General features: G+C 39.0%; 11 protein-coding genes. 10 read left to right on the forward strand and 1 reads right to left on the reverse strand.

The window, feature by feature from the left end:
• Positions 1 to 63 precede the first annotated feature (63 nt).
• The 5 genes from rpiA to B3473_RS05115 all read left to right on the forward strand — a co-directional run bounded on the left by rpiA (position 64) and on the right by B3473_RS05115 (position 4,445).
• Positions 64 to 744, forward strand: a complete 681-nt coding sequence (gene rpiA / locus B3473_RS05095) for a ribose-5-phosphate isomerase RpiA (protein WP_154455057.1) — start codon at positions 64 to 66, stop codon at positions 742 to 744.
• 106 nt (positions 745 to 850) lie between these two features.
• Positions 851 to 2,062: a phosphopentomutase gene (locus B3473_RS05100; RefSeq protein ID WP_204984540.1), complete on the forward strand. Its 1,212-nt coding sequence runs from the start codon at positions 851 to 853 to the stop codon at positions 2,060 to 2,062.
• Positions 2,063 to 2,072: 10 nt separating this feature from the next.
• Positions 2,073 to 2,888, forward strand: coding sequence for a purine-nucleoside phosphorylase (locus tag B3473_RS05105; RefSeq protein ID WP_154455059.1), 816 nt, complete (start codon positions 2,073 to 2,075; stop codon positions 2,886 to 2,888).
• 55 nt (positions 2,889 to 2,943) lie between these two features.
• Positions 2,944 to 3,651 (forward strand): purine-nucleoside phosphorylase, encoded by a 708-nt coding sequence (gene deoD / locus B3473_RS05110; protein ID WP_154455060.1) that lies wholly within the window; start codon positions 2,944 to 2,946, stop codon positions 3,649 to 3,651.
• Positions 3,648 to 4,445: a LytR family transcriptional regulator gene (locus tag B3473_RS05115; RefSeq protein WP_240928822.1), complete on the forward strand. Its 798-nt coding sequence runs from the start codon at positions 3,648 to 3,650 to the stop codon at positions 4,443 to 4,445. The genes deoD and B3473_RS05115 overlap by 4 nt, the downstream gene beginning before the upstream one ends.
• Positions 4,446 to 4,504: 59 nt before the next feature.
• Here the strand turns inward: B3473_RS05115 and B3473_RS05120 are convergent, their stop codons facing one another.
• Positions 4,505 to 5,413 carry a LysR family transcriptional regulator gene (locus tag B3473_RS05120; protein ID WP_154455061.1) on the reverse strand — a complete coding sequence of 303 codons (909 nt, stop codon included), beginning with the start codon at positions 5,411 to 5,413 and terminating at the stop codon, positions 4,505 to 4,507.
• Positions 5,414 to 5,697: 284 nt separating this feature from the next.
• Here B3473_RS05120 and B3473_RS05125 point away from each other — a divergent pair, with 284 nt between their 5' ends.
• The 5 genes from B3473_RS05125 to B3473_RS05145 form a co-directional block, all read left to right on the forward strand.
• Positions 5,698 to 7,173, forward strand: a complete 1,476-nt coding sequence (locus B3473_RS05125) for an LCP family protein (RefSeq protein WP_235281127.1) — start codon at positions 5,698 to 5,700, stop codon at positions 7,171 to 7,173.
• Entirely contained in the window at positions 7,174 to 7,905 is a 732-nt protein-coding gene (gene cps4B / locus B3473_RS05130; RefSeq protein WP_154455063.1) for a capsular polysaccharide biosynthesis protein Cps4B, read from the forward strand.
• Between the two features lie 8 nt (positions 7,906 to 7,913).
• A complete protein-coding gene (locus B3473_RS05135) occupies positions 7,914 to 8,600 on the forward strand; it encodes a Wzz/FepE/Etk N-terminal domain-containing protein (RefSeq protein WP_293677786.1) in 687 nt (228 codons plus the stop codon).
• 14 nt (positions 8,601 to 8,614) lie between these two features.
• Positions 8,615 to 9,346, forward strand: coding sequence for a tyrosine-protein kinase (locus B3473_RS05140; protein WP_168260883.1), 732 nt, complete (start codon positions 8,615 to 8,617; stop codon positions 9,344 to 9,346).
• A gap of 27 nt (positions 9,347 to 9,373) precedes the next feature.
• Positions 9,374 to 10,367, forward strand: a 994-nt coding sequence (locus tag B3473_RS05145) for a sugar transferase (protein ID WP_293677788.1), incomplete at its 3' end; no start/stop codon positions are given.

A 10,367-nucleotide genomic window follows, 5' to 3' on the forward strand; every position in this document is an offset into this window, starting at 1 on the left:
AAAATCATGGTATAATAAGTATTTGGAAATAGGAATTCTTTAATGAGATATAGAGAGGTAGCTATGGACAAACTCAAAAAAATGGCTGGTGTAACAGCTGCTCAGTACGTGAAAGACGGTATGGTTGTTGGTCTTGGAACAGGTTCAACGGCATATTTCTTTGTTGAGGAAATCGGTCGTCGTATGAAGGAAGAAGGTTTGCAAGTGACAGGTGTCACAACATCAAGCCGTACAACAGCCCAAGCCCAATCCCTAGGTATTCCCTTAAAATCAGTTGATGACATTGACGTGATTGATGTGACAGTTGATGGTGCTGATGAAATTGATGCTCAGTTTAATGGCATCAAAGGTGGCGGCGGTGCTCTCCTTATGGAAAAAATCGTGGCAACCCCAACAAAAGAGTACATTTGGGTAGTTGATGAGTCAAAAATGGTTGAAAAATTGGGTGCTTTCAAGTTGCCAGTTGAAGTGGTGACTTACGGTGCCGACCGCATTTTCCGTGAATTTGACGCCAAAGGTTACAAGCCATCTTTCCGCATGGTAAGCGATACAGAACGCTATGTCACTGATATGGGAAATTTCATCATTGACCTTGATATGGGCGTGATTGACAATCCAGTTGCTTTTGGCCAAGAATTAAAAGCTATGGTTGGCGTTGTGGACCACGGCCTCTTTAACGGTATGGTCAATAAAGTTATCGTCGCAGGTCAAGACGGTGTCACTATTTTGGAAGCTAACTGCTAATTGTTAGATATATTCGTAGATGTTTTAGAAAAGTGCTAATCTTTGTCACATAAAAGGATTAGGAGGTTTTGGGTGCTAACCGTAACCACCCTAGATGAGGAAAAGTATGTCAACATTTAATCGTATTCACCTTGTTGTTTTGGATTCTGTCGGAATCGGAGCAGCACCAGATTCAGATAAATTCTTTAATGCTGGAGTTCCAGATACAACATCTGACACCCTTGGTCACATTTCAGAAGTCGCAGGGCTAAACGTGCCAAACATGGCAAAAATCGGTCTTGGGAATATCCCACGCGAAACACCCCTAAAAACCGTACCAGCTGAAAGCCAACCAAGTGGCTATGTGACAAAATTGCAAGAAGTATCACTTGGAAAAGATACCATGACTGGCCACTGGGAAATTATGGGGCTTAACATTACAGAACCATTTGACACTTTCTTTGACGGTTTCCCTGAAGAAATCTTGACGCAGATTGAAGAGTTTTCAGGTCGTAAAATCATTCGTGAAGCGAACAAACCTTATTCAGGAACACAAGTTATCGCCGACTTTGGCGGACGCCAAATGAAAACAGGTGAGTTGATTGTTTACACATCAGCAGACCCAGTACTTCAAATTGCAGCGCACGAAGATGTGATTCCGCTTGATGAATTGTATAAGATTTGTGAATTTGCTCGTTCGATCACTTTAGAGCGTCCAAGTTTGCTGGGACGTATCATTGCTCGTCCATACGTTGGTGAACCAGGAAACTTCACTCGTACGGCTAACCGCCACGACTATGCTTTGTCACCATTTGCCCCAACAGTCCTTAATAAATTGGCTGACGCTGGTGTGCCAACTTACGGTGTTGGTAAAATCAACGATATTTTCAACGGTTCAGGTATCACAAATGATATGGGTCACAACAAATCAAACAACCACGGTGTAGATACGCTTCTCAAAACCATGCAATTGCCAGAATTTACCAAAGGTTTGTCATTTACTAACCTGGTTGATTTTGACGCTATGTACGGACACCGTCGTGACACAGAGGGCTACCGTGATTGCTTGGAAGAATTTGACAGCCGTCTGCCAGAAATTATCGCTAACATGAAAGAAGATGATTTGCTCTTGGTGACTGCAGACCACGGAAATGACCCAACCTATGCAGGAACTGACCACACCCGTGAGTTTATTCCACTTTTGGCTTACAGTCCATCATTCAAAGAAACGGGTGTCTTGCCACAAGGTCATTTTGCAGATATCTCAGCAACAATTGCTGAAAACTTTGGTGTTGCAACAGCCATGGTTGGGGAATCTTTCTTAGATAAATTAGTATAAGAGGTCATTTATGAAAACAATTATTGAAAAAATCGAGGAAGCGCGCCAGTTTTTAGTTTCAAAAGCTTGTGATGCTCCTGAATTTGGCTTGATTTTGGGTTCAGGACTTGGCGAATTAGCTGAAGAAATTGACAATGCTGTGGTTATTCCTTATGAAGATATTCCACACTGGGGACAGTCAACCGTTGCGGGTCACGCTGGCCAATTGGTTTACGGTGACCTTGGTGGGCACAAAGTACTTGCCCTTCAAGGGCGTTTCCATTTTTATGAAGGCAACAGCATGAAAGTGGTGACTTTCCCAGTGCGTGTCATGAAAGCTCTTGGTTGTAAAGGGCTTATCGTGACCAATGCCGCTGGTGGTATTGGTTTTGGCCCGGGAACTTTGATGGCTATTTCAGACCACATTAACATGACAGGTCAAAACCCATTGATTGGGGCAAACCTTGACGAATTTGGTCCACGTTTCCCTGATATGTCGGATGCCTACACAGCTGACTACCGTGCTATTGCTCACAAGGTCGCTGAAAAAATCGGTATTACCCTAGACGAAGGGGTTTACCTTGGGGTATCTGGTCCATGTTATGAAACACCAGCAGAAATCCGTGCCTTCCAAACACTTGGTGCAGATGCTGTCGGCATGTCAACTGTTCCAGAAGTTATCGTTGCTGCTCATTCAGGCTTAAAAGTTTTGGGAATTTCAGCTATTACGAACCATGCCGCAGGTTTCCAAAGTTCTTTGAACCACGAAGAAGTGGTAGCCGTTACACAACAAATCAAAGAAGATTTCAAAACCTTAGTCAAGTCTATTTTAGCAGAATTGAACTAGGCTACTAAAATGTAGTATTTAAATACCACACTGTTATTTAGTGAAAGGAAGTATTATGTCAATACATATTGAAGCCAAACCAGGCGACATTGCCGATAAAATTTTATTGCCAGGCGACCCATTACGTGCCAAATTTATCGCTGAAAACTTTTTAGAAGATGCTGTATGTTTCAATAACATTCGTGGTATGCTTGGTTATACAGGAACTTACAAAGGACACCGCGTCAGCGTTATGGGAACAGGTATGGGAATGCCATCTATCTCTATCTATGCCAACGAATTGATTACGTCATACGGTGTTAAAAAATTGATTCGTGTCGGAACGGCGGGTTCTTTGAACAAGGATGTTCATGTGCGTGAATTGGTCTTGGCACAAGCTGCTGCAACCACATCAAGTATGATTAAAAACGAATGGCCTTTGTACGATTTCCCACAAATTGCCGATTTCACTCTGCTTGACAAAGCTTACCACATTGCGCAAGACTTGGGCATGAAAACACACGTTGGTAGCGTCTTGTCTGTGGATGCTTTCTATTCTGATTTTGCGGACAAGAATATCCAATTGGGTCAATTGGGTGTTAAAGCCGTTGAAATGGAAGCTGCAGCTCTATACTATTTAGCTGCTAAACATGGGGTGCAAGCTCTAGGTATTATGACGATTTCAGATAGCCTTGTGGCTGATGAGGACACAACTGCTCAAGAACGCCAAACAACCTTTACAGATATGATGACTGTTGGTCTTGAAACCTTGATTGCTGAATGATGCCACCCATTCCTATCCCCATCTATGAAACCATAGATATTCTCTTGGATGTTTATGCCTATCACCACGCTTGGAGGATTGCAGAGCAGTATTCTGCCTTTCCAAAGCAAGGCTGCTATCTTTTAGAAATGTTAAAAGAGCGTCGTGAATTAAATGTGGGCTTTGTCTTTGCTCATCACGAGGAAAATCAGGCCATTTATCAGCAATACGGTTTTTCTGTGATTCGTAATCCTCGAGAAGAAGAGCAATTGGCCAATTATATCATGGATTTGGAAGCCAAGGTAAAAAACGAGAAAATCATTGATTTTGTGAGGGCTGTCAGTCCCATTCTTTATCGTCTTTTCTATCGTTTGGCCAAGAGGGAGGTTCCTAATTTTGAAACCTTTATTCATGATGCTAAAAATGCCCAGTACGACACATGGCTCTTTCACAAAATGAAGCAAAGCGATTATCCCATTTTTCATCAGTATCTGGCCATTAGGCGTGATGACAAGATAACTACAAAGAGCTTGTCAGAATTGCTGCAATACAGTCATTTGCCTTATGATATCAAGGAAATCATAAGAGAGTTGCGTCAATTTGAGCGTTCGGTACGCAATCCCTTGGCGCATCTGATTAAGCCTTTTGACGAGGAGGAGTTACACCGCACTACAAATTTCTCCTCACAAGATTTCCTCAATAAAATCATTACGCTGGCAAGCTATGCTGGCATCCATTATGACCGTTATCATTTCTATTTTGATAGTGTTAACGAACTCATTAAGCAAGAAATGCGTTCGCATTATGACTGGTAATAATAAAAAACTAGGACATCTCCTGAAATGGCAACAGGATGTGTCCTAGTTTTTGGTATCTATTGGTCAAATTGCACTTCTTTAAGCAAGTAATCAATGAAACGCTCACCCATCTTAGAAAGATTAGCTTTTTCATGACGAATATAGACAATATCAATCATATCCTCTACATCCAGCGGAATAGAAACGATATTGTCACCATTAAGATTGCTATTTAAAATCCCCGTAGCAATGGTGTAGCCATCCAAACCAATCAAGAGATTAAACAAGGTCGCACGGTCACTCACGACGATAGACTTTTTATGCGGAATTTGTGAAAAAATCTCTTCTGAAAAATAGAAGGAATTGTGAATCCCTTGGTCGTAACTCAAATAAGGAAAGTCTTCCAAATCCTTCATGGTCACTATGTCGCGATTGGCAAGCGGATTATCCTGGCTCACAAAGATATGAGGGTGTGCTTGAAAAAGACTGGTATAAGTCAGACGATTATCGTCAAACATCTTTGTCAAGACATCGCGGTTGTAGCTATTTAAAAACAAAACGCCGATTTCAGAACGGAAATTCTTAACGTCGTCAATAATCTCATAGGTGCGTGTTTCCCGCAAAAAGAGCTCGTAACGTGACATATCAGCACCCTTGAGTAGAGAAACAAAAGCGTTGACCACAAAGGCATAATGCTGTGAAGACACGCTAAATAGCTCACGATTGGTATCTTTGCTCTTATAGCGTTCTTCTAAAAGAGCAGTCTGCTCCAAAATTTGGCGCGCATAAGAAAGAAATTCCACACCGTCCTTGGTTAAGGTAATTCCTTTGGGATTGCGGATAAAAATTTTGATGCCCATTTCACGCTCCAAATCCCGAACAGCATTTGATAGGCTAGGTTGCGTGATGAATAGTTGCTTGGCAGCCTCATTCATGCTACCTGTTTCAACGATTTTAACGATATAATGTAATTGTTGTATTCTCATAGCTTTTAGTTTATCTTAAAATAGAAAGAAGGGCAAGTAGGGAGCATATAATAGAAAAAGCGAACGATAACAAAGAAAAAACACTTGTTACAAATATGTAACGATTTTGTAACGATATAATTAATTGTTTCTCATTTTCTTAAAAAATACTTATTTTATTTGTTTTCATGATTGTTTTCAAACATTGAATTTACAAATAATTGATTGAAAACTATATTGAAAAAAAAACAACTGAGTGATAAAATAAGAACGTTATTATTTATTATTAGAAAGTAGAGATGAAAATGTCCCATTCTACACGCCATAAGCGTCGTCGTAGTCGCTCAAACGACCGTTTTGACACGCAGATGATTGCCAATGGTGTCTTATTAATTTTGTTCGCCCTTTTAGCTGGAATTGCTAGCTACACCATGTATGCTCATAACATTTTAGCCTTTAGGCATGTTAATGTGATTTACACAGCCGTGTTGGTAGTTGTTTTTCTTGTTTGTTTACTACTAACATTGTTTAAAAAGGGAAAACACCTGGTAACTGTTTTGCTCGTTCTTTTTTCGATTGTCGTTGGTGTTTCCTTATTCGCCTTTAAATCATTGGTGGATGTTGCCGACAATATCAATAAGACGGCTAGTTACTCTGAAATCGAAATGAAAGTGGTTGTTCCTGCCAATAGTTCGATTTCGGATGTGAGTGAGTTAACCAATGTGCAAGCACCGACTTCAGCAGATGAAAGCAATATCAATGCCTTGATTGCTAATATTAAATCTGAAAAAGGAGTGGAGTTAACTGTTGATCCCGTTGATTCTTATCAATCTGCTTATGAAAATCTCATTAATGGTAGCAGTCAAGCTATGGTACTAAACAGTTCCTACTCAAGTTTACTTGAGTTATCCTATAATGATTACGAATCAAATCTAAAAACCATCTATACTTATAAAATCAAGAAAGCCATTGAAGATACAGCTAAAACAACAGATAAAAATGTCTTTAACATCTATATTAGTGGTATTGATACTTCAGGTGCTGTTTCAACGGTTTCGCGTTCAGATGTCAACCTGATCTTGACGGTTAATATGAATACCCATAAAATTCTTATGACAACCACACCACGTGACTCTTATGTTCGAATTCCAGATGGCGGAGCTGATCAGTATGATAAATTAACCCACGCTGGAATCTATGGTATTGAAACATCTGTTAAGACCCTTGAAAATCTTTATGATATTCCAATAAATTACTACGCACGTTTGAACTTCACCTCATTTGTAAAACTCATTAATGCCTTAGGTGGTGTAACGGTTTATAATGACCAAGCGTTCACAAGCTTACATGGTAATTACAATTTTGGTGTTGGAAATATTAATCTAACATCAGGTGAAGAGGCCCTTGGCTTTGTTCGTGAACGTTATAGTTTGGAACACGGTGATTATGACCGTGGAAATAATCAATTGAAAGTTATCCAAGCCATTGTAGAAAAATTAACGTCATTCCAATCAGTTTCTAACTATTCAGATGTTATTTCAACCTTACAAGATTCGATTCAAACCAATATGCCTCTCAATACAATGATGTCATTGGTGAACGAACAATTGGATTCAGGTAAGACATTCATTTTCAGTTCACAGGAAGTAACTGGTACAGGTTCAACTGGACAGTTGACCTCTTACGCCATGCCAAATGCTAGCCTTTATATGATTCAACTGGATGATGCTAGCGTAGCAAAAGCCTCACAAGCTATTAAAAATGTCATGGAAGGAAAATAAATGATCGATATTCACTCGCATATTGTTTTTGGTGTTGATGATGGCCCAGCGACTTTGCAAGAAAGTTTGAATTTGATTGGCGAGAGCTACCGTCAAGGTGTCCGAACGATTGTGTCAACATCGCATCGTCGCAAAGGTATGTTTGAAACACCAGAAGAGACCATTGCCGACCATTTTCAACAAGTCAAAGAGGCTGCAGAATCCAAGTATGAAGACCTTACGATTTTGTATGGTGGTGAACTTTACTATAGTGGAGACTTACTAAAAAAACTAGAGGAAAATCAGGTTCCTAAAATGCATAATACACGTTATGCCTTGATTGAGTTTAGTATGACCACACCATGGAAAGACATTCACACAGCCCTTAGTAATGTCATTATGCTTGGTATCACACCGATTGTTGCCCATATTGAACGTTATAATGCTCTAGAATTTGAAGAGGATCGTGTTAAGGAGTTGATTAACATGGGCTGCTATACGCAAATCAATAGTGCCCATATTTTGAAATCAAAACTCTTTGGGGATAAAAACCGTACCTTTAAAAAACGTGCTCGCTATTTCTTGGATAAAAATGTAGTTCACTGTGTGGCTAGTGATATGCATAACCTAGGACCTCGTCCTCCTTTTATGGATAAAGCAAGAGAAATAGTCGCAAAAGAATATGGTAACAATCGAGCTTACCGCTTGTTTGAAGGCAATCCACAAGCCTTATTAGAAAATCAATACTTATAGGAGTTAATATGAATTCAAATGACAATGCTAGCATCGAGATCGATGTGCTTTACTTGTTGCGAAAGCTTTGGAGTAGAAAGTTCTTCATTATCTTTATCGCCCTTGTTGTCGGAACGATTGCTTTATTAGGAAGTGTCTTTTTAATCAAACCTAAGTACACATCGACAACACGTATCTATGTGGTTAGCCGTACAGCAGATAGCATCACAAACCAAGATTTACAGGCTGGATCTTATTTGGTTAAGGACTATCAAGAAGTGATTACATCAAACGAAGTTTTGTCTTCAGTTATTGATAAAGAAAAATTATCATTAACACCAAATGAGTTATCATCAATGATTTCTGTTACTATTCCAACAGATACTCGTGTGATTTCGATTTCTGTTGAAGATGATAATGCTCAAGAAGCTACAACTATCGCGAACACTGTTCGAGAGGTGGCTGCTGAGAAGATTAAAGCTGTTACGAAAGTGGATGACGTGACAACTTTAGAGGCAGCAGAAGTACCGAAAGAACCTTCATCACCAAATATTAAACGCAATACACTTATTGGAGTTATTGCTGGTGGGGTATTAGCGGTTATTAGTATTATCATACTAGAAGTTCTTGATGATCGTGTACGTCGTCCAGAAGATATTGAGGATGTTCTTGGGCTGCCTCTTTTAGGAATTGTTCCAGATATTGATAAATTGTAAGGAGAAGTATTGTAATGCCAAAATTAGAATTAGTAGCTGCTAAAGCGCAAATGGTCAAATCTTTGGAGGAATATTACAATTCTATCCGTACCAATATTCAATTTAGTGGTCGAAACTACAAGATTATTACCTTGACATCAGCGCAGCCAGGTGAGGGAAAATCAACGACATCGATGAATATTGCTATTTCCTTTGCTAAGGCAGGCTTTAGAACTTTGTTAATTGATGCAGATACTCGTAATTCGGTTATGTCAGGGACTTTCCGTTCAGATGAACGATACCAAGGTTTGACTAGTTATCTTTCAGGTAATGCAGAGTTGTCGGATGTTATTTGTGAAACAACGATTCCAAACCTTATGGTTATTCCGGCAGGACAAGCTGCTCCTAACCCAACGTCATTATTGCAAAACAATCAATTTCAAACCATGATTGATATGGTTCGTAGCTTATACGACTATGTTATCATTGATACACCTCCACTTGGTTTAGTGATTGATGCAGCTATTTTAGCACACTATTCGGATGCTAGCCTTTTAGTAACAAAAGCTGGTGAAGATCGTCGCCGTACCATCACAAAATTGAAAGAACAGCTGGAACAAAGTGGTGCAGTTTTCCTTGGTGTTATTTTAAACCAATATGATGTTACTACGGATACCTACGGTCACTATGGTAGTTATGGCGACTATGGAAACTATGGTAAGGCAAAGGAAGAAACGTCTAAGAATAGACGTCGTAAAAAGAAATAATTTCTATTAGAATAGTCTAGAGTTGATATGTATAGTGAAGATTCAAAAAAGAAAATTTATTATTTCCTATCAGATGTTTTTGCTGTCATTGTCAGTTACCTTGTGCTTGTCACTTGTTATCCTTATCAGTTTTTTAACAGTAAATTCTTTGCAATTCTGTTTTGGGGGCTCGTCATTGCGGTTAATGTTTTAACCGATGAATACTCTTATATCAATAATCGCGGATATTTGCAGGAGTTACGTTCTTCTATCATTTTTGGAACAAGAGTCCTTGTCCTATTCACCTTTGTTCTGATTCTTGGGAAAGTTCGTTTTATTCAAGATATTTCACAGATGTCTTATGCTTTTCTTATTCAGGTCTTTGTCCTTGTAACGTTATTTGTTTTTATCGGACGTATTTGTGTTAAGACCTTGTTTAAGACGCAAATGTCAAACCCTAAAAAAGTTCTTTTGGTGACTGATTTTGACAATGATAAGGAAATTGAAGTTGACTTAGATCGTTTTAATTACCACATTACAGCTTACATCAGTAAGAAAAATAATTCTAAAGTAGAACAACCAATTTTGTCTACAGATAAAGATATCAGAGATTTTGTGGCTAATCACCAAGTTGATGAAATTTTTGTAGTCAATCACAATTTAGAACAGTTTTCAGGTTTTGCTCAATACTTGAGGTTATTAGGGATTCCAACAACGGTTGCAATTGGAAATTATTCTAACTTTTATGTTGGAGATAGTGTTCTGAAAAAAGTTGGTGACATGACTTTTGTTACAACGGCTTATACCATTGTCAAATTTCGCTCACTAGTTTTGAAGCGTTTGATGGATATTGTGATTGCCTTGATCGGCTTGGTGTTAACTGGCATTGTTGCCTTGATTATTGCACCAATTGTGAAAAAACAATCACCTGGGCCATTAATCTTCAAGCAAAAGCGGGTTGGTAAAAATGGTAAGGTCTTTGATATTTACAAGTTTAGAAGCATGTATACTGATGCAGAAGAACGTAAAAAGGAATTACTTA

Source organism: Streptococcus sp. UBA632, assembly GCF_002300045.1.
Classification (GTDB): Bacteria; Bacillota; Bacilli; order Lactobacillales; family Streptococcaceae; genus Streptococcus; species Streptococcus alactolyticus.

Excerpts from the sequence above, each read along its gene's own strand:
- B3473_RS05135 (WP_293677786.1), top strand. The coding sequence starts at position 7,914 with ATGAATTCAAATGACAATGCTAGCATCGAGATCGATGTGCTTTACTTG.
- B3473_RS05115 (WP_240928822.1), top strand. The coding sequence starts at position 3,648 with ATGATGCCACCCATTCCTATCCCCATCTATGAAACCATAGATATTCTC.
- B3473_RS05125 (WP_235281127.1), top strand. The coding sequence starts at position 5,698 with ATGTCCCATTCTACACGCCATAAGCGTCGTCGTAGTCGCTCAAACGAC.
- rpiA (WP_154455057.1), top strand. The coding sequence starts at position 64 with ATGGACAAACTCAAAAAAATGGCTGGTGTAACAGCTGCTCAGTACGTG.
- B3473_RS05105 (WP_154455059.1), top strand. The coding sequence starts at position 2,073 with ATGAAAACAATTATTGAAAAAATCGAGGAAGCGCGCCAGTTTTTAGTT.
- B3473_RS05120 (WP_154455061.1), bottom strand. The coding sequence starts at position 5,413 with ATGAGAATACAACAATTACATTATATCGTTAAAATCGTTGAAACAGGT.
- cps4B (WP_154455063.1), top strand. The coding sequence starts at position 7,174 with ATGATCGATATTCACTCGCATATTGTTTTTGGTGTTGATGATGGCCCA.
- B3473_RS05140 (WP_168260883.1), top strand. The coding sequence starts at position 8,615 with ATGCCAAAATTAGAATTAGTAGCTGCTAAAGCGCAAATGGTCAAATCT.
- deoD (WP_154455060.1), top strand. The coding sequence starts at position 2,944 with ATGTCAATACATATTGAAGCCAAACCAGGCGACATTGCCGATAAAATT.
- B3473_RS05100 (WP_204984540.1), top strand. The coding sequence starts at position 851 with ATGTCAACATTTAATCGTATTCACCTTGTTGTTTTGGATTCTGTCGGA.